Source organism: Erwinia phyllosphaerae (assembly GCF_019132875.1).
GTDB lineage: Bacteria > Pseudomonadota > Gammaproteobacteria > Enterobacterales > Enterobacteriaceae > Erwinia > Erwinia phyllosphaerae.
Map to the genome: position 1 here is coordinate 90,957 of NZ_JAHSPF010000013.1, position 19,213 is coordinate 110,169.

The window sequence follows — 19,213 nt, forward strand, 5'->3', positions numbered from 1 at the left end:
TCAATCAGTTATAAAAAAGGCGACTCTCTGGTCGCCTGGAATATCAGTTTTGTAACGCCGCCTTCTGCGCTTCGATCAGCGTATCAATGCCGCCGCGCGCCAGAGAGAGCAGCGTCAGCAGTTCTTCATGGCTGAACGGCTCACCTTCTGCGGTGCCCTGCACTTCAATCATCCGGCCATCTTCGGTCATGACCACGTTCATGTCGGTTTCTGCGGCAGAGTCTTCAACGTATTCCAAATCGCACAGCGCTTCACCGTTAACGATACCGACAGAAACGGCAGCAACCATCCCTTTCATCGGGTTGGCCTTCAGTTTGCCAATAGCGACAAGATGGTTCAGCGCATCGGCCAGCGCTACGCAGGCTCCGGTAATAGAAGCAGTACGCGTACCGCCATCAGCCTGCAATACGTCGCAATCCAGGGTGATAGTGAATTCGCCAAGCGCTTTTAAATCCAGCGCGGCGCGCAGAGAACGAGCGATCAGACGCTGAATTTCCAGCGTGCGGCCGCCCTGTTTGCCTTTTGCAGCTTCACGCGCGTTACGGCTGTGGGTAGCACGGGGCAGCATGCCGTATTCTGCAGTTACCCAACCCTGGCCCTGACCTTTCAGAAAGCGCGGAACGCCCTCTTCAATGGTGGCGGTGCAAAGCACTTTGGTTTCGCCGAACTCAACCAGGACGGAGCCTTCTGCATGTTTAGTATAGTGGCGAGTCAGGGTAACGGGACGCACCTGACTGGCATGACGGCCTGCTGGTCGCATGGTTTTTCTCCGGCTTAAAAATCGTGATTGGCTGCGCATTATACGGATTTCGAGAGCAGATGCCTACGGCGACCCGCGTAAACGCTGTTTCCGCTGAACACGAGAATTTTTCACACCTTCAGGAGGCTACTGATTTGCCAGAGTTTGACCTGATGCCTGTTAAGCCAACGTCAGCACCGCTATAATCACCTGAACTTTTTCTGAAAACGGGTACGCACAATGATCCGCAGTATGACCGCTTACGCCCGGCGTGAGACAAAAGGCGAATGGGGCAGCGCAGCCTGGGAGCTTCGTTCCGTAAACCAGCGCTATTTAGAAACCTATATCCGCCTGCCGGAACAGTTCCGCGGTCTGGAGCCGGTTATCCGTGAGCGCATCCGCAACCGCCTGACGCGCGGCAAAATTGAATGCAATTTGCGTTTTGACGCTGACGTACGGGCACAAAGCTCGCTGGTGCTGAACGAAAAGCTGGCAATTCAGCTGGTTCAGGCTGCCAACTGGGTGAAAATGCAGAGCGATGAAGGGGAGATCAACCCGGTTGATATCCTGCGCTGGCCTGGCGTGATGTCCGCAGAGGAACAGGATTTAGACGCTATTTCTGCCGAGCTGCTGCAGGCGCTGGATACCGCGCTGGATGACTTCATCATTGCACGTGAAACCGAAGGCGCGGCTCTGAAAGCACTGATTGAGCAGCGTCTGGAAGGGGTTAGTGCCGAAATCGTTAAGGTCCGCGCGCAAATGCCGGACGTGCTGAAATGGCAGCGTGAACGGTTGGTAACCAAGCTGGAAGAGGCTCAGGTACAGCTGGATAGTAACCGCGTCGAGCAGGAACTGATTATGCTGGCGCAGCGCGTAGACGTGGCAGAAGAGCTGGATCGCCTGGAAGCGCACGTTAAAGAAACCTATAACATCCTGAAGAAGAAAGAGGCCGTTGGCCGCCGCCTGGACTTTATGATGCAGGAGTTCAATCGCGAATCTAATACGCTGGCGTCTAAGTCGATTAATGCCGAAGTGACTACCTCCGCCATTGAGCTTAAGGTGCTGATTGAGCAGATGCGCGAGCAGATTCAGAATATCGAGTAACGTTTCATATTATCGAAACTAATAGTGCAAACTTTTAGAGCTCGCTTTATAGCGAGCTTTTTATTTTTATACTGCAGCATTTGCAAAAAACCACAGGGAGTAGCTGTACAATATTTACACTATGACCGTTCATCACGTACTATTCCCTGTGAAAACCCTCACGGATGACTATACAAGGAATGTATACCCATGACCGCTCTACAGTTTCCCGACACCGTATTCAAAACGCAAAAATGGATGAACGACTATGGTGCCAGCGATATGCGCTGCGGCGATTTGACCGAAACACAGTTAAAATCCCGGTACCGGCTGGATTACATTTCTGACCGGGTCGATCCCTGGACGCTTACCCGACGTTCTTCAATGGATCGTCCTCAGTCCATGTTTTGCTGCAACCAGCGCGGCAAGGGTGAGAAGATTACCCGTCAGCAGTGTGCCGCAATGCTGTTTGATGAATTCCGCTCGTTATCCCATAAATTTTCCCTTCACGGGCCATACAGTCACCTGATCGAAAAGATGATCACCCATATGCAGAACGGTAACGGTACACCCTTCCGCGATGTGTCGCTGGACCGGGCATTGAAAGAGCATATTATCAGGGATAACTCACAGGAAAATAGTACACGTCTGTTATTGAAAAGGGCTTTGAGTAACAATATAGACTGGCACAATAAATACTATCCGGCTGTGAAAAAAGGAAAATTATATGAGGTAATATCTTTTGGCAAGCTACCTAAATTTGACCGTTTCCAGGATAACTATAATGGCATGGGAATTACTGTTCATGATACCTGGGCAACATACATCACTATAAAATCGTTAGAAATTGATAATAGTGGTTATCGGGCAGTAGTACATTATAAGGTGCAAGATCACTTTGGCCTGGACAGTGAAGATATACTGAAAACAAAATTCCACCAGTTTCATTTCTTTCGTATCTGGTTTGTTCTCCAGAGATACAATCAGTTTGGCTTCAAGCCATTTATAACCAATATGGAAGCCACTATAGAGATTACCGGGAGCCGTGATGAAAGCTAGTCTCAAAAAAATCCTGTTGATCCTTGCTGTGATTATTACTATTTTAACAGGTTACTTTTCCTGGTTAACCTTACGTCCGGTTGAAATTGTTGCAGTTCATCACAGAAGTAGCGGCTTCAGTGCTGTTTTAGTAAAAAACTTTCCTTTAACGGATAAAGGAAAAATTAACTGGTGGTTGAAAAACAGTAAAAGCATCGAGAAAAAATACAAAATCCCCACTCCTGATAAAGATGGCTCTTTTTATGTGACTTTTTGGCTGTTCGGAGAAGGTTATAAAGCAGAAGGTAAATATGACAGATTATGTTTTAAAGACATGCAGTCACCGATAAATTGCATAGAAAAAAACAGAGTATTTTCCGTAGAGACAGGCCAAAGAGGTAATACTTTCTTCACTGTGAAAGATGCAGTATATCTTATGGGAAAGAACGGGGAAATAATAAAAATTAAAAATGAATAATTCTGCACCTCACGCCAGGACAGCAATAAAATTGTCTGCCCTACCCGCTTGTACCAGCCATGTCAATTGACTTAAAAACCATTACCCGACTTTGCAAAAAGGACGATTTTTATTAGCCCTGAGTCTAAAGCGAAATCTCTGCGAAGGATTGGCCATACTGCAGGGTGTCAGTCGATGAATATCATGCAGTATGTCATTTGATGAATATCGGCTCACCCGTCAGCACATTTTAAGTCGTAAAGGACGAAGCAAACAAAGAGGGATAGGCTTATCCGCTTCGCCAGGCTAAAATGCCCCCTTTCTTTCTATGGATTATTTTAAGGTCTTTTATGCAAACTTTACCTCCCTGCCCAGAATGCCAGTCTGATTACACCTGGCAAGACGGCGCGATGTTTAACTGTCCCGAATGCGGCCACGTCTGGTCTGCCAGTGCAGAAACGCCGTCAGAAGACACACTGGTAGTAAAAGATGCGAACGGCAATTTGCTGGTCGATGGCGACAGCGTTACCGTTATCAAAGATCTTAAAGTCAAAGGTAGCTCTACGCCGCTTAAAATTGGCACTCGCGTGAAAAGCATTCGCCTGGTCGAAGGCGATCACAACATTGACTGCAAGATAGACGGCTTTGGCCCCATGAAGCTGAAATCTGAGTTCGTGAAGAAAAACTGATCTTTGCTTTTGTACCCGACCCAGCCGCTATTCCCACGCTCAGTTAAACTCTGCCGCTTGTTCAGCCGTAATAAGCGTCAGTTTTTCCAGCTGTATCGCGATGGAACGAGGCGTTCTTTCGCATAACGCGGCCAGTTCGCCAATTGAGCAGCCCTGTCTAAAATGGACCACCAGCGTTTGCTTCTCTTCTTCTGACCAGGGCAGATAAGCGTTGGCGGGCTTGCCCTCTGCGCGGTTTTTCTCCCGGCGCTCATCGGGGGTTAGCTTTACTCTGGCATGTCGTTTGACTGAATTAAAATTGGTGCCTTTAAATTCTTCCGCCAGCGCAAACAGCAGTCTGATTGCGTCAGGCGTGTGTACAATAGAGTGTGGCGGTAAGAGTTCGCCCGTTTCCGGATGTATCCCTTTTGCCAGTAGCCGAAACAGTTCTCCTGCCATCATATTTCTCATCCTTGTTCACAGGGCATCTCCCTACATCCGATACCGGGTTTGCCATGAATATTTCTGTTGTTCGGGCTCGAATAAATTAAGCCAGCTTTAAAGACGTGATATTTATAAACCTTTAAAATTAATATGATATAAAATAATCTTTCATGGGGATTTGATTGGTGAATTAATTTAACTCATGTAATCATCTGTTTTTAGAAAATTTCAGTCGTCAACTTCTGAGCAATCCTTCAGGCTTGCCGCCGATTATTCAGGAGCAAGTTATGTTACTTACCGTTTTCTATCTCATTGGTATTACCGCAGAAGCAATGACCGGCGCACTGGCCGCAGGCCGCCGCAAGATGGATATGTTTGGCGTCATTATTATTGCCTCCGTGACCGCCATCGGCGGCGGCTCCGTACGCGATATGCTGCTTGGACACTATCCCCTTGGCTGGGTAAAGCATCCTGAATACATCGTTATTGTGGCAGTAGCTGCCGTCATTACGACCCAGCTTGCGCCTTTGATGCCGCACCTGCGTAAAGTGTTTCTGGTGCTGGACGCGCTGGGCCTGGCCGTTTTCTCTATTATTGGCACTAAGGTCGCGCTGGACATGGGTCACGCTTCGATTATTGCCGCGATTAGCGCGGTCATCACCGGCGTGTTTGGCGGCGTACTGCGCGATATGTTCTGTAATCGCATTCCTCTGGTGTTTCAGAAGGAGCTGTACGCGGGTATCGCCTTTGCTTCCGGCTGGCTCTATATCTTGCTGTTGAAAACACCGCTTTCTGACGAAATGGCGATTATTATCACCCTGCTGTTTGGTTTTATTGCCCGCCTGCTGGCGCTGCGCTTTCGGCTGGGGCTGCCCGTGTTTAACTACCCGCATGCCGATAACTGAATTTTTCATCACTTTGCTTCCTGCAGCTGCGAGATAAGCTGCAAAACCTGAGGGTGATGAAGGAAGCGAACAATCTGTCCCGCCAGCGCTTTGCCCGTACCGGGCAACTGTTGCCAGGCTGACTCTTTGCGTAACAGCAGCGACTGCCAGTCGTTATCTGTTATTGCATTAAGCGCGCTTTGCGGAATCGGCACGCCCAGCGCCCTGACCCAGCGCCGGAACGGCTGCTGCTGGCTCAGGGAAAACTGATGATAGAGCAACGCCGCGCGAGCCGGCGTTATGCCTGCCATTCCGCTCAGTTTTTCATGCGTAAGCGTCAGCCACGAAAAGATATGGGTTAATTCCCCCGTCTGCATAAGCCGTAGCCAACTACTGCGACTGATCCCCTGCATAGCCAGCGCCGACTTACTGCTTAGCCAGACCAACCGGGCCAGAAACTGCTCGCGGCAGGCAGGCGTATAGTAAAAACAGCTTAAGGCGTTAAAAGCCGCAGCATCCGGCACCCGAGGACGCTCCCGCACTTTTACTCTCCAGGTAACTTCGTCAAGCCTGGGGATACCCTGACCCGCCAGGCTAATAGCAACCTGATCGCCCGGCACAATATCAGCGGCCTGCCAGCGTTTAAGCGAGCCGATACTGACCCGACTAACTTTTTTATCATCCAGCTGCACCGGAACCAGATTTAATACCGCACTGATTCTTCCCGTGCGGCCAATGGGAAAGTCTACTGAGCGCACCTCCGCGCTGGCCTTTACCGGCGAATATTTCCAGGCTGCGGACCAGCTATTGTCCCCTGGCAACCACCAGGCACCTTTTACTGGCGTACTATGAATAACCACGCCGTCCGTGACAAAGGGCAAAGGCTCTCTGAACCAGCGCTCGCGCCAGCCTGCAACATCGTCAGCGGTTGTTACCCTTTTACTCCACCGTTTTGCCAAACCGAAACCGAAGCTATCCAATAGCTCAAGGCGCTGCGACATTTCCTGCGGGCCATCGGGCCAGGCCCAGATAAAGATGCCCAGATCTTTCAGGACGGGCGAGACGTCGTTACGCCGCATCGCGCCAGCTACGACAGAGCGCGCGTTGACCCCGCCCCTAACCGCCTGTTGATGATCGGTCATCTTCAGGAAAAGCTCGCCCTGTAAGATTACAGAAGCATCGGGATGGGAAATGTATGGTGGGATGGCGGGAATATTCCTCGCTTTTTCCGTCCAGTCTTCACCCCGCACGCCGTCCCCCCGGCTAATAACCTTAGCCAGCTTTCCCTGCTGGTAGTGCAGCGTCGCGGCGATGCCGTCCAGCTTCGGCTGCACCCAGAGCGGATTTTTCCCCTTCATCCAGCGGGCAACAGCCAGCTTGTCCGGCAATTTTTTGACGCCCACATGAGCAACCGGATGCAGCGTTTTTCCTCCTTTGGCTAACCTGGGCAGACGAGCCTGGCTTTGCGGGCGGAAACAGTGCTGCCAGTCATGGTATTTTTTTTCCAGCGCGTCGTAGCGTTCGTCAGGTACTGCGCTGACTCCCTGCCGGTAATAAGCGAGGTCCCACTCTTGCAGCTGTTTTTCCAGCGCCATCATTTCCGCCTGCGCCCGAGCCGCTGGCCAGGCCGGACAAACCGCCTGCGCAGCGGCGCACCAGACCAGGCCGAGTAAAATCAATATCCTGCGCATCTTCACACTCCTTTGTCGTTCTGCCCGACAAAGTTAAGCGCGAAAAAGTAACGGTGGCGATAGCAAGAATTTGCTTCTGGAAGACATCTCGATAAGTTATTTGCCTAACATGAAACGCTACAAAGTTACCGCGAGCTGGCTTCCATATTCCGAGAAAAAATGCCCCGGACGTGCTGAAACGCTGCATCCTGCACGTCACCCGTGTATACTGTGCAGGAAGTAGACTCCGATTGGCATATCAAGAATAATCATGGCTCAAGGCACACTCTTTATTGTTTCAGCGCCCAGCGGTGCAGGCAAATCCAGCCTGATTCACGCCCTGTTAAAGACGCAACCGCTGTACGACACCCAGGTTTCCGTCTCTCACACCACCAGAGGCGTACGGCCTGGCGAAAATCATGGTGAACACTATTTCTTTGTTAACCATGATGAATTTCGGCAGATGATTGCGGAAGACGCCTTCCTGGAACACGCTGAAGTTTTCGGCAACTACTACGGCACATCCCGTAAAGCGATTGAGCAGGTGCTTTCAACCGGCGTAGACGTCTTTTTGGATATCGACTGGCAGGGTGCGCAGCAGATCCGCCAGAAGATGCCGCAGTCGCGCAGTATTTTTGTCCTGCCGCCGTCAAAGGACGAGCTGGATCGCCGTCTGCGCGGTCGTGGTCAGGACAGTGAAGAGGTGATCACCCGCCGTATGGCGCAGGCCGTGGCGGAAATGAGCCACTATGCCGAGTACGATTATCTTATTGTGAACGATGATTTCGATCTGGCGCTGTCCGATCTGAAAACCATTATTCGCGCCGAGCGTCTGCGAATGGGCCGTCAAAAATCCCGTCATGATGCTTTAATCAGCAAACTGTTGGCAGACTGAGGACAACTCAGTATGATGCCCAGTCATTTCGTCAACCGTGGAGTATCACACTTATGGCACGCGTAACCGTACAGGACGCAGTAGAAAAAATTGGTAACCGTTTTGATCTGGTTCTGGTCGCCGCTCGTCGCGCACGTCAGATGCAGGTTGGCGGTAAAGATCCGCTGGTTCCGGAAGAGAACGACAAATCTACCGTAATCGCTCTGCGCGAGATCGAAGAAGGTCTGATCACCAACCAGATTCTGGATGTGCGTGATCGTCAGGAACAGCAGGAGCAGGAAGCCGCAGAACTGCAGGCTGTTACCGCTATCGCTGAAGGTCGTCGTTAATTATCAGCCGGAAGGCTCGCCCTTGTATCTGTTTGAAAGTCTCAATCAACTGATTGAAAAATACTTGCCTGAGGATCAGATCAAACGCCTCAAGCAAGCTTACCTTGTCGCACGTGATGCTCACGAGGGACAGACTCGCTCCAGCGGTGAGCCTTACATTACCCATCCGGTTGCTGTCGCCTGCATTCTGGCGGAAATGAAGCTCGACCATGAAACGCTAATGGCCGCGCTTCTGCACGATGTTATTGAGGATACGCCTGCAACCTACCAGGATATGGAGCAGCTGTTTGGTAAAAACGTTGCTGAACTGGTTGAAGGGGTGTCCAAGCTCGACAAGCTGAAGTTTCGCGATAAGAAAGAGGCCCAGGCCGAAAACTTTCGCAAGATGATCATGGCGATGGTGCAGGATATCCGCGTCATTTTGATCAAGCTGGCGGACCGTACGCACAACATGCGTACGCTTGGCTCGCTGCGTCCGGACAAGCGCCGGCGCATCGCGCTCGAAACGCTGGAGATTTACAGCCCGCTGGCGCATCGCCTGGGCATCCATCATTTAAAGACCGAGCTGGAAGAGCTGGGTTTTGAAGCGCTCTACCCTAACCGCTACCGCGTCATTAAAGAGGTAGTGAAGGCCGCGCGCGGCAACCGTAAAGAGATGATCCAGAAAATCCTCTCGGAAATCGACGGTCGCCTGCAGGAAGCCGGCATCCCGTGTCGCGTGAGCGGCAGGGAAAAACACCTTTATTCCATCTACTGCAAAATGCACCTGAAAGAGCAGCGTTTCCATTCCATTATGGATATCTATGCGTTTCGGGTCATCGTGCATGACGTCGATACCTGCTACCGCGTGCTGGGACAGATGCACAGCCTTTACAAGCCACGTCCGGGCCGCGTCAAAGACTATATCGCTATTCCCAAGGCCAACGGCTATCAATCACTGCATACCTCTATGATCGGCCCGCACGGCGTGCCGGTTGAGGTACAGATCCGTACGGAAGATATGGATCAGATGGCAGAGATGGGGGTGGCGGCGCACTGGGCTTATAAAGAGCAGGGTGAAAGCAGCACCACCGCGCAAATTCGCGCGCAGCGCTGGTTACAGAGCCTGCTGGAACTGCAGCAGAGCGCCGGTAGCTCTTTTGAATTTATCGAAAGCGTCAAGTCGGATCTTTTCCCCGACGAAATCTACGTTTTCACCCCGGAAGGCCGCATCGTTGAACTGCCTGCGGGCGCAACGCCGGTCGACTTTGCCTATGCCGTGCATACCGATATTGGCCATGCCTGTGTCGGCGCGCGCGTCGATCGTCAGCCTTATCCGCTTTCCCAGCCCTTAACCAGCGGGCAAACCGTAGAAATTATTACGGCACCGGGCGCGCGGCCTAACGCTGCCTGGCTAAATTTTGTCGTCAGCTCAAAAGCACGCGCAAAAATTCGTCAGCTGTTAAAAAGCCTCAAGCGCGACGATTCCGTCAGCCTGGGACGCCGCCTGCTGAACCATGCGCTGGGCGGTAGCCGCAAGCTGGCAGAAATTCCTGCGGAAAGCCTGCAGCACGAGCTGGAACGCATGAAGCTGGCCACGCTGGACGATCTGCTGGCGGAAATTGGTTTAGGCAACGCGATGAGCGTAGTCGTGGCGAAAAACCTGCAGCAGAGCGACAGCAGGCCCGCCCCGGTTATTTCTAATACCTCATCACGCGGCAAGCTACCGATTAAAGGTGCCGACGGCGTGCTGATTACCTTTGCCAAATGCTGTCGCCCTATTCCTGGCGATCCTATCGTGGCGCATGTCAGTCCGGGCAAAGGCCTGGTGGTGCACCATGAGTCCTGCCGAAATATTCGTGGCTATCAGAAAGAGCCAGAGAAATTTATGGCGGTAGAGTGGGATAAGGTCACCGAGCAGGAGTTTGTTGCGGAGATCAAGGTGGATATGTTTAACCACCAGGGCGCGCTGGCGAACCTGACGGCGGCAATTAACACCGCCGGGTCAAATATTCAGAGTCTGAACACGGAAGAGAAAGATGGCCGCGTCTACTGCGCCTTTATCCGACTGACGGCGCGCGATCGCGTTCATCTGGCGAATATTATGCGCAAAATTCGCGTAATGCCTGACGTGATCAAAGTTCACCGCAACAGAAACTAACGTATGAATGCACAACGTTTTGCCCGTATCCGTGAAATGCTGGCCGCGCGCCAGCATGATTTAACCGTCTGCATGGAGCAGGTACACAAACCACATAACGTTTCTGCCGTGATCCGTACGGCAGATGCGGTGGGCGTGCACGAAGTTCATGCGGTCTGGCCCGGTAGCCGGATGCGTACGATGGTGTCTTCTGCGGCGGGCAGCAACAGCTGGGTGCAGGTTAAAACGCATCCGACTATTGCCGATGCCGTCAGCCATCTTAAAGACCAGGGCATGCAGATCCTGGCGACGCATCTTTCCGATAAGGCCGTTGATTTCCGCGAAATTGATTATACCCGGCCAACCTGCATATTGATGGGTCAGGAAAAAACCGGCATTACACAACAGGCGCTCGACCTGGCCGATCGGGACATTGTCATCCCTATGATCGGTATGGTGCAGTCGCTTAACGTTTCGGTTGCCTCGGCGCTTATCCTCTACGAGGCGCAGCGCCAGCGCCAGAACGCAGGTATGTATCAGCGCCAGGAAAGCCTGCTTTCATACAGCGAGCAGCAGCGCCTGCTGTTTGAGGGCGGTTACCCCGTTCTTGCCAGAGTGGCTAAACATAAAGGCCTGCCCCGGCCCCGGATTGGCGAAACGGGCGAAGTGATTGCTCCGCCCGAATGGTGGGCGACGATGCAGGCTTCGGTGCGTAAAAAATGACGGGCCGCCTGCTGGATGCCATCCCGCTAAACACGCTGTCCGGCGTTGGCGCAAGCCAGGCGGGCAAGCTGGCGAAGCTCGGGCTGGCAACCGTGCAGGATTTGCTGCTGCATTTGCCGCTTCGTTACGAAGACCGCACCCAGCTTTACGCTATCAACGATCTTTTGCCCGATATCTACGCCACGGTAGAAGGCGAAGTGCTGCACAGCGATATCTCTTTTGGCCGCCGCCGCATGCTGACCTGTCAGATCAGCGACGGCACGGGCATCCTCACGCTACGCTTTTTCAATTTTAACGCCGGGATGAAAAACAGCCTGGCGCCCGGTCGCCGCGTGACTGCCTATGGCGAAATTAAACGCGGGCAGCGCGGTGCCGAAATCATTCATCCGGAATATCGCGTTCAGGGCGATAACAGCGTGGTGGAACTGCAGGAAACGCTGACGCCGGTTTACTCCACGACCGAAGGCGTGCGCCAGGCTACGCTGCGCAACCTGACCGATCAGGCGCTTAAGCTGCTGGATACCTGTGCCATTGCCGAACTGCTGCCGCCGGAATTAAGCCAGGGCATGATTAGCCTGCCGGATGCGCTCAAAATGCTGCACAGGCCGCCGCCCGATATTGCGCTGGTCGACCTCGAAAGCGGCAAACATCCCGCCCAGCGCCGACTGATCATGGAAGAACTGCTGGCGCATAATCTCAGCATGCTGGCCGTTCGCGCTGGTGCACAGCGTTACCGCGCTTTATCCATGCCGGCTCGTCACGATCTGAGTAATAAATTATTGGCCGCTTTGCCTTTTAAACCAACCGGTGCTCAGGCGCGGGTTGTGAAGGAAATCGAGCAGGATCTGGCGCTGGATTATCCGATGATGCGGCTGGTTCAGGGAGACGTCGGCTCGGGTAAAACGCTGGTTGCTGCACTGACGGCGCTTAACGTCATCGCCTGGGGTAAACAGGTTGCGCTGATGGCACCAACCGAACTGCTGGCTGAACAGCATGCCAACAACTTCCGTCAGTGGTTTGCGCCGCTGGGCATTGAAGTTGGCTGGCTGGCGGGCAAGCAGAAAGGCAAAGCGCGTCTGGCGCAGCAGGACGCTATCGCCAGCGGCCAGGTTTCGATGATCGTCGGCACCCATGCCATTTTTCAGGAGCAGGTGCAGTTTAACGGCCTGGCGCTGGTGATTATCGATGAGCAGCATCGCTTTGGCGTCCACCAGCGGCTGGCGCTGTGGGAAAAAGGCGAGGAGCAAGGTTTCCATCCCCATCAGTTGATTATGACCGCTACGCCCATTCCAAGGACGCTGGCCATGACCGCCTATGCCGATCTGGAAACGTCGACTATCGATGAGCTGCCGCCGGGCCGAACGCCGGTAACTACCGTCGCCATTCCCGACACGCGCCGCGCCGACATTATTACGCGCGTGCAAAACGCCTGTAGGGATGAAGGTCGCCAGGCCTATTGGGTCTGTACGCTGATTGAAGAATCAGAACAGCTCGAAGCGCAGGCCGCCGAAGCCACGTGGGAAGAGCTAAAGCTGGCGCTGCCTGAGCTACAGGTAGGGCTGGTACATGGCCGTATGAAACCTGCTGAAAAACAGGCGGTAATGCAGGCGTTTAAGCAGGGAGAAATTCATCTGCTGGTCGCCACCACGGTTATTGAAGTGGGTGTGGATGTGCCGAACGCCAGCCTGATGATTATCGAGAACCCTGAGCGTCTGGGTCTGGCTCAGCTGCACCAGCTGCGTGGCCGCGTAGGGCGAGGTTCGGTCGCCTCCCACTGCGTCTTGCTCTATAAAGCGCCGCTAAGTAAAACGGCGCAGAAGCGTTTACAGGTGTTGCGCGACAGCAACGACGGCTTTGTGATTGCCCAGTGCGATCTGGAAATTCGCGGCCCTGGTGAGTTGCTGGGTACCCGCCAGACGGGAAACGCCGAATTTAAAGTTGCCGATTTAGTGCGTGACGGCGCGATGATCCCGGAAGTTCAGCGGGTTGCACGCCATATCCACCAGCGCTATCCGGCGCAGGCTCAGGCGTTAATTGAGCGCTGGATGCCGGAAACGCAGCGCTATACGAATGCCTGAATCATCATCGCTCGCCGTACCATACTCCTGAAACCAGACGGCGATCCCGTGCCGATCATATCAGCACACAGCCAACAATCTCTTCCCACCGCCTCTTGCTGGCCGTTTTCAGACGATCACGATCTTCCGCTAAAGGCGGCCATTGCCGCCACGGCTTCGCTGACGGGCTGTTCGCCTGCGGTCAGTTCGATAATGACGCGCTTTACCTCCGGCTTTTCAATAAGCGCATGTAGCGTAGCGGCAACGTCATCGCGTGGAACCGTGCCATAAGGGATTGCCAGTCCGGTATTAACTTTCCCCGTACCCGCTTCATTCACCAGCGTGCCCGGCCGCAGGATCACCCAGTCCAGCGCGGTGGCGGCCAGCATGACGTCGGCCTGCTTTTTCACCTGCATATAGTGCTCAAATCCCGGTGACGGCGCTTTGCCGCGCCCCGCGTCAGGAAAAGCGGAGACCAGCAGGAAGCGCTGAATACCGGCAAGCCTGGCAGCTTCGGCGGCAAAACGTACGCCACGGCCATCAATGCCGTCGGTAAAATCCACGCCTGCTCCCGCTGCGCCTGCGGAGAAGACTACAACGTCGCAACCCTGCATAGCGGCCGCCAGCCTTTCGCTGCTGGTATTCATCAGGTCAATATTCACCGGGGTGACGTCATCAATTTCCAGCGCTTCTTTCTGGCTGTCGCGACGATGTAATCCGGTTACCTGATGGCCTGCATTGACCAGCCGCTTTCTTAAACGACGTCCGACGCCTCCGGTTGCTCCAATGATAAATACCTTCATTCTGTTTTCCCTTGTAGTTCAGCGCCCAGGCGCGATACCTAAGCTTAGTGAATTGTGCAGCGCTTCGCCGTGCGGTATTTCTCCATCTGACCGTTTTTTCATACTGGCAATCGTTTGCTTTTGCCGCACAGAAGCTTAAAATCGCCACTTTGCTCGCCCGGGAACCCTGAAGAATGTCCGTTAATATCCCTGACGCCAGCCGCAGCGCCGCGTCTACCACAAAAAGCGAATTGATTTATCGTCTGGAAGACCGTCCGCCGCTGCCGCAAACCCTTTTTGCCGCCTGCCAGCATCTGTTGGCCATGTTTGTAGCCGTGATCACGCCAGCGCTGCTGATTTGCCAGGCGCTGGGCCTGCCAGCACAGGACACGCAGCATATTATCAGCATGTCATTGTTCGCTTCCGGCGTGGCTTCTTTACTGCAAATTAAAACCTGGGGCCCGATAGGCTCCGGCCTGCTGTCGATTCAGGGCACCAGCTTTAACTTTGTTACGCCGCTTATTATGGGTGGCATGGCGTTAAAAAATGGCGGCGCGGACGTACCCACAATGATGGCGGCCCTTTTCGGTACGCTGATGCTGGCCTCCACCACGGAGATGGTGCTTTCTCGCGTGCTGCACCTGGCGCGCCGCGTTATTACACCTCTGGTATCCGGCATTGTGGTGATGATTATCGGTCTGTCGTTGATCCAGGTTGGCCTGACCTCTATTGGCGGAGGCTTTGCCGCTATGAGCGATCACACCTTTGGTGCGCCAAAAAATCTGCTGCTGGCCGGGGCGGTACTGCTGGTGATTATTTTGCTGAATCGCCAGCGCAATCCTTACCTGCGCGTCGCCTCGCTGGTGATCGCCATGGCCGTTGGCTATCTGCTGGCGTGGCTGATGGATATGCTGCCCGCTATGCCTGCGTCGGTGAATCAGCCGCTGATTGCCATCCCGCGTCCGTTCTATTACGGATTAGGCATCGACTGGAATCTGCTCATCCCGCTAATGCTGGTTTTTATGGTGACCTCCCTGGAAACTATCGGCGACATTACCGCAACCTCCGACGTCTCCGAGCAGCCGGTCAGCGGCCCGCTCTATATGAAGCGGTTGAAAGGCGGCGTGCTGGCCAACGGTCTGAACTCCTGCGTATCCGCCCTGTTTAACACTTTTCCCAACTCCTGTTTCGGCCAGAATAACGGCGTTATCCAGCTGACCGGCGTGGCCAGCCGTTACGTAGGCTTTGTGGTCGCGCTGATGCTGGTTGCGCTGGGCCTTTTCCCGGCAGTCAGCGGATTCGTGCAGCATATTCCGGAGCCGGTGCTGGGCGGTGCAACCATCGTGATGTTTGGCACGATTGCCGCTTCCGGCGTGCGGATTGTCTCGCGTGAGCCGCTGAATCGCCGCGCCATTATGATTATTGCGCTGTCGCTGGCCGTTGGTCTGGGCGTCTCTCAGCAGCCGTTAATCCTACAGTTTGCACCAGCCTGGCTGAAAACCCTGCTCTCCTCCGGCATCGCCGCTGGCGGCATTACCGCCATTGTTCTGAATCTGCTTTTTCCGCAGGAAAAATAGCCAAAACGGCAGAGGGCCTCGCGCCTTCTGCCGCCAGTCCAGGGTTGAGCTTCGCCGATAAATCAGGCATAACACCCCTTAATAAAAGCTCACAGGGATAGCTAATGAAAACTGTCGGAAAAATACTTCTGTCGCTGCTGGCTATACTGCTGGCAATTGTCTTTGTGTTATATCTGCTGCTGCAAACGCGCTGGGGAGCCAGCTGGCTTAGTCGCACCATTAGCCAGCACAGTCATTACCAGCTGAATTTTAGTAAGGTGGAACACAACTTCTCCGATCCTTCGCATCTGCTGCTGGATGATGTTTCGTTCGGCCACAAAACCCGGCCAGCGATTTTAGTCGCCAGAAAGGTAGATTTGGGTCTGAGCCTTACGCAATTTACCCGGCCGCTGCACTTTGCCTCCGTTTTGCTCCAGAAAGGCACCCTCAGAATCACCGATAAAACCAGCAATCTGCCTTTTTCTGCCGATCGCCTGCAGCTAAGCGAAATGGCGGTTAACAGCCTGCATGACCCGCTGCCGATGAATGCACAGCGCGTGGATGGCGGCGTGATGCCCTGGAAGCCTTTACAGGGTAATTTTATTGGTAGTCACGCCAGCTTTCAGATGAGCGCAGGGTCGCTGACCTTTAAAGGAATACCCGCCAGCAACGTCTTGATTCAGGGCCGCATCAACGGACGCCAGCTGACATTAAGCAACGTGGGCGCTGATATGGCGCGCGGCTCAATGACCGCCAGCGCGCAGCGCGATGACCAGGGAAACTGGCAGGTTGATACGTTAAGGTTAAATAGCCTGCGCTTGCAGAGCAACAGGTCGCTGGCGGACTTCTTACAGCCTTTGCTGACGCTGCCTTCTGTTCACTTCGGGCGTGTTGACGTGACCGATGCGCGGCTGGAGGGACAGGAATGGGCCGTAACCGATCTCGATTTGGCCTTAAAAAACGTGACGCTGCGTAACGGCGACTGGGAGAGCGACGAGGGATCGCTGTCGATGAATGCCGGTAATTTTGTTAACGGCACGCTGCAGCTGAACGATCCTATCGTCAATATGACGTTCTCCCCCCAGGGCGTAGCGTTGACGCAGTTCAGCACTCGCTGGGTAAATGGTCTGGTACGTGCGTCAGGAAACTGGACGCGCGGCGATAAAAAACTGACGCTGGATGAGGTTGTTATCGCAGGGCTTGAATATACGCTGCCGCAAAACTGGCGCCAACGCTGGAACGCAAGCCTGCCGAACTGGCTGGACAGCGTGGCGGTGACAAAACTGAACGTCAGCCATAACCTGATTATCGATATCGATCCGGACTTTCCTTTCCAGATGACCTCGCTGGACGGGGCAGGCGCTGGCCTGATGCTGGCACGCCACCATCAGTGGGGCATCCTGGAAGGCAAAATGAGCTTTAACGCGGCGGAAGCCACCTTTAATCGCGTGGATCTGCGTCATCCTTCTCTTGCGCTGTCAGCTGATAATGACGTTATCAACGTGACGGAAATGAGCGCCTTCCCCCGTAACGGCATGATCGAAGGTCTGGCAACGGTTTCTCAGCAGCCGCAGCGCGCGCTTTCGCTGTCGTTACAGGGCCATGACGTACCGCTCAATCTGCTTCAGGACTGGGGATGGCCAGCCGTGCCGCTGACGGGTAACGGCGAGCTGACGCTAAAAATGCAGGCCAGCCTGGCAAAAGAGAGCCCGCTAAAACCGTCCGTTAACGGCACGCTTTCTGCGACCTCGGGCGACAAGACGCTCCAGCAGGTTGTTCAGGCGGGCGAAGCAGTAAACGCACATTAATCCTTAGCCCTTATTCCATGAAATAAGCGGACTATCTGATTAACCCATATTCGCAACGCTCCGGGGTTAATGTATAGTCCGCTTTTTTACGGAGGAACCATGCTGACCAACTCATCTGTACGTCTCAATAAATACATTAGCGAGAGCGGTATCTGTTCTCGACGCGATGCCGATCGCTATATCGAACAGGGAAATGTCTTTATTAATGGCAAGCGAGCCGCCGTTGGCGCGCAGGTTTTTGCTGGTGACGTGGTGAAAGTGAACGGTCAGCTTATTGAGCCTCGTGATGAAGAAGATTTGGTGTTTATCGCCTTAAATAAACCCGTGGGCATCATCACCACGATGGAAGAAGGCGAGCGGGACAATATCAGCGATTTCGTTAACCACAGTAAGCGCGTCTTCCCTATCGGACGTCTTGATAAAGATTCCCAGGGGCTGATTTTCCTGACCAATCATGGCGACCTGGTCAATAAGATCCTGCGTGCCGGCAATAACCACGAAAAAGAGTACGTGGTTACGGTCAACAAGCTGGTCACGGACGAGTTTATTGAGGGAATGAGCGCGGGCGTACCAATGCTGGGCACGGTAACGCTGAAGTGCAAAGTGCAGAAAGAAGCGCCCTTTGTGTTCCGTATTACGCTGGTGCAGGGACTTAACCGCCAGATCCGCCGCATGTGTAAGCATTTTGGCTACGAAGTCACAAAGCTCGAGCGTACGCGTATCATGAACGTCAGCCTGAAGGGATTACCTTTAGGTGAATGGCGTGACCTGACCGATGACGAACTGACGGAGTTATTCGGTCTGATTGAGGATTCCTCCTCGGAAGCGAAACCGGCCAAAAAACCTCAGCAGAAAGCGAAAACTGCCGCCGCGAAAAAGCCTGCGGGCAGCGGGCCTAAAAGCGGTGACAAAGGCGGGGCAAAAACGCCGGGGAATCTGGCTTCCCGCAAGCGTTTTACCCAGCCCGGCCGCAAGAAAAAAGGCCGTTAAGGCATGTTCGATCCGGCGGGCTCTAGCGGGCCGTCCGGATCGGCAGGCAGCACAATATAGACCCCTTCAAATACCGCGCCGCAAAGCTCGTTGCCAAACAGCTCAACTTCCAGCTGGACGCGCGCCTTGCGGCCGCGAGCAAGCCTGTCGAGGTCGCCGCTCAGCGACCCTAAATCCGCTACCGCGCCCGGCCTGCCGCTAATGGGATGACTGTAGCGAATATGCGCATCGGCCAGAATAATGGTGCCGCCCAGATGCCGCTCGCGCAGCAGCAGCCAAATCAGTCCCCAACCGGTCAGCGTCGCAAGGGAGAACAAACTGCCCGCAAACAGCGTGTGGTGAGGATTCTGGTTGCCGGTTTCCGGCATGGTGGTTATGAATTTTTGGCCGGTATACTGCAGGATACGCACGCCCATTTTTTCACTTAACGGGATGTGATCGTACCATGCCTGCTGCAGCTGTCCGCACCAGTCAGCGCGATGCAGGATATCGTCCAGCGTGACCACGGGCTTGATCATCAAAAAATGTCGCACCGGCGTCGTTTGCGGCACGGTGATTTCGCCCTGATTGATATAGCCAAGCTTGGCAAAGAACTCCACGGCGTCTTCACGGGCGCTGCACACGACGCGTTTGGCGCCTTCCTGACGCGCAACCGACTCCAGCGTCATTGCCACCAGCGTTCCCAGTCCTTTGCCCTGCACGGAAGGATGTACGGCAAGGAAACGGATGGCCGCTTCGTTGTCCGCATTGATGTAAAGCCGCCCGATGGCAACCGGCGCACCGTTTTCATCCACAACCATCTGGTGATGCGCCAGCGCATCCCAGGCGTCCCGCTCCGATCCCATAGGCTGACGAAGCGGCTTGCGCAGCATTTCCCAACGGAACTGGTAGTAGATATCCAGCTCTTCTGCCGTTTCAGGTACACGAAGATGATACATAAAATGGTTCTCTCTCTCCGGGCCGCCTCCATG

Annotated in this window: 18 protein-coding genes; 13 read left to right on the top strand and 5 right to left on the bottom strand. The window is 53.9% G+C overall.

Features of this window, described 5'->3' with window-relative positions; all coding sequences use genetic code 11:
* Window positions 1–43: 43 nt before the first annotated feature.
* Window positions 44–760: a ribonuclease PH gene (gene rph / locus KUE00_RS19330; RefSeq protein ID WP_246761648.1), complete on the bottom strand. Its 717-nt coding sequence runs from the start codon at window positions 758–760 to the stop codon at window positions 44–46.
* Between the two features lie 219 nt (window positions 761–979).
* Here rph and KUE00_RS19335 point away from each other — a divergent pair, with 219 nt between their 5' ends.
* The 4 genes from KUE00_RS19335 (at window position 980) to KUE00_RS19350 (ending at window position 4,006) form a co-directional block, all read left to right on the top strand.
* On the top strand, window positions 980–1,843 hold the full coding sequence (locus tag KUE00_RS19335) for a YicC/YloC family endoribonuclease (protein WP_246761650.1): 864 nt from the start codon (window positions 980–982) through the stop codon (window positions 1,841–1,843).
* A 189-nt stretch (window positions 1,844–2,032) separates the two neighbouring features.
* A complete protein-coding gene (locus tag KUE00_RS19340) occupies window positions 2,033–2,881 on the top strand; it encodes a YPO3983 family protein (protein ID WP_246761652.1) in 849 nt (282 codons plus the stop codon).
* Complete coding sequence (locus tag KUE00_RS19345; RefSeq protein WP_246761655.1) at window positions 2,871–3,338, top strand: DUF943 family protein; 468 nt, start codon at window positions 2,871–2,873, stop codon at window positions 3,336–3,338. Before KUE00_RS19340 ends, KUE00_RS19345 begins: the two co-directional genes overlap by 11 nt.
* A 329-nt stretch (window positions 3,339–3,667) precedes the next feature.
* Window positions 3,668–4,006 carry a zinc ribbon domain-containing protein YjdM gene (locus KUE00_RS19350; RefSeq protein ID WP_246761657.1) on the top strand — a complete coding sequence of 113 codons (339 nt, stop codon included), beginning with the start codon at window positions 3,668–3,670 and terminating at the stop codon, window positions 4,004–4,006.
* 39 nt (window positions 4,007–4,045) lie between these two features.
* Here the strand turns inward: KUE00_RS19350 and KUE00_RS19355 are convergent, their stop codons facing one another.
* The gene (locus KUE00_RS19355) at window positions 4,046–4,447 is read right to left on the bottom strand and encodes a hypothetical protein (protein ID WP_246761659.1); all 402 of its coding nucleotides are present in this window, start codon (window positions 4,445–4,447) and stop codon (window positions 4,046–4,048) included.
* A 269-nt stretch (window positions 4,448–4,716) separates the two neighbouring features.
* On the opposite strand from KUE00_RS19355, the gene KUE00_RS19360 reads away from it, so the two are divergent.
* On the top strand, window positions 4,717–5,334 hold the full coding sequence (locus KUE00_RS19360) for a trimeric intracellular cation channel family protein (protein ID WP_246761660.1): 618 nt from the start codon (window positions 4,717–4,719) through the stop codon (window positions 5,332–5,334).
* An 8-nt stretch (window positions 5,335–5,342) separates the two neighbouring features.
* Here the strand turns inward: KUE00_RS19360 and ligB are convergent, their stop codons facing one another.
* The gene (gene ligB / locus KUE00_RS19365) at window positions 5,343–7,004 is read right to left on the bottom strand and encodes an NAD-dependent DNA ligase LigB (RefSeq protein WP_246761662.1); all 1,662 of its coding nucleotides are present in this window, start codon (window positions 7,002–7,004) and stop codon (window positions 5,343–5,345) included.
* Between the two features lie 250 nt (window positions 7,005–7,254).
* Here ligB and gmk point away from each other — a divergent pair, with 250 nt between their 5' ends.
* The 5 genes from gmk to recG are packed head-to-tail and all read left to right on the top strand — an operon-like array spanning window position 7,255 to window position 13,127.
* Window positions 7,255–7,878, top strand: a complete 624-nt coding sequence (gmk, locus tag KUE00_RS19370) for a guanylate kinase (RefSeq protein WP_246761664.1) — start codon at window positions 7,255–7,257, stop codon at window positions 7,876–7,878.
* Window positions 7,879–7,931: 53 nt separating this feature from the next.
* A complete protein-coding gene (rpoZ, locus tag KUE00_RS19375; protein ID WP_016191359.1) occupies window positions 7,932–8,207 on the top strand; it encodes a DNA-directed RNA polymerase subunit omega in 276 nt (91 codons plus the stop codon).
* Between the two features lie 22 nt (window positions 8,208–8,229).
* The gene (gene spoT / locus KUE00_RS19380) at window positions 8,230–10,347 is read left to right on the top strand and encodes a bifunctional GTP diphosphokinase/guanosine-3',5'-bis pyrophosphate 3'-pyrophosphohydrolase (protein ID WP_246761666.1); all 2,118 of its coding nucleotides are present in this window, start codon (window positions 8,230–8,232) and stop codon (window positions 10,345–10,347) included.
* A 3-nt stretch (window positions 10,348–10,350) separates the two neighbouring features.
* Window positions 10,351–11,049 (top strand): tRNA (guanosine(18)-2'-O)-methyltransferase TrmH, encoded by a 699-nt coding sequence (gene trmH, locus KUE00_RS19385; protein WP_246761667.1) that lies wholly within the window; start codon window positions 10,351–10,353, stop codon window positions 11,047–11,049.
* Window positions 11,046–13,127: an ATP-dependent DNA helicase RecG gene (recG, locus tag KUE00_RS19390; protein ID WP_246761668.1), complete on the top strand. Its 2,082-nt coding sequence runs from the start codon at window positions 11,046–11,048 to the stop codon at window positions 13,125–13,127. The genes trmH and recG overlap by 4 nt, the downstream gene beginning before the upstream one ends.
* A gap of 116 nt (window positions 13,128–13,243) precedes the next feature.
* On the opposite strand, the gene KUE00_RS19395 is transcribed toward recG, so the two are convergent.
* Window positions 13,244–13,909, bottom strand: a complete 666-nt coding sequence (locus KUE00_RS19395) for an SDR family oxidoreductase (protein ID WP_246761670.1) — start codon at window positions 13,907–13,909, stop codon at window positions 13,244–13,246.
* 173 nt (window positions 13,910–14,082) lie between these two features.
* Here KUE00_RS19395 and KUE00_RS19400 point away from each other — a divergent pair, with 173 nt between their 5' ends.
* The 3 genes from KUE00_RS19400 to rluF all read left to right on the top strand — a co-directional run bounded on the left by KUE00_RS19400 (window position 14,083) and on the right by rluF (window position 18,242).
* Entirely contained in the window at window positions 14,083–15,465 is a 1,383-nt protein-coding gene (locus KUE00_RS19400) for a nucleobase:cation symporter-2 family protein (protein WP_246761672.1), read from the top strand.
* A 104-nt stretch (window positions 15,466–15,569) separates the two neighbouring features.
* Window positions 15,570–17,252 (top strand): AsmA family protein, encoded by a 1,683-nt coding sequence (locus KUE00_RS19405; protein ID WP_246761674.1) that lies wholly within the window; start codon window positions 15,570–15,572, stop codon window positions 17,250–17,252.
* Between the two features lie 99 nt (window positions 17,253–17,351).
* Window positions 17,352–18,242 carry a 23S rRNA pseudouridine(2604) synthase RluF gene (gene rluF, locus KUE00_RS19410; protein ID WP_246761676.1) on the top strand — a complete coding sequence of 297 codons (891 nt, stop codon included), beginning with the start codon at window positions 17,352–17,354 and terminating at the stop codon, window positions 18,240–18,242.
* Here rluF and fabY read toward each other — a convergent pair.
* On the bottom strand, window positions 18,239–19,180 hold the full coding sequence (gene fabY / locus KUE00_RS19415; RefSeq protein ID WP_246761677.1) for a fatty acid biosynthesis protein FabY: 942 nt from the start codon (window positions 19,178–19,180) through the stop codon (window positions 18,239–18,241). The genes rluF and fabY overlap by 4 nt on opposite strands.
* Window positions 19,181–19,213: the final 33 nt, after the last annotated feature.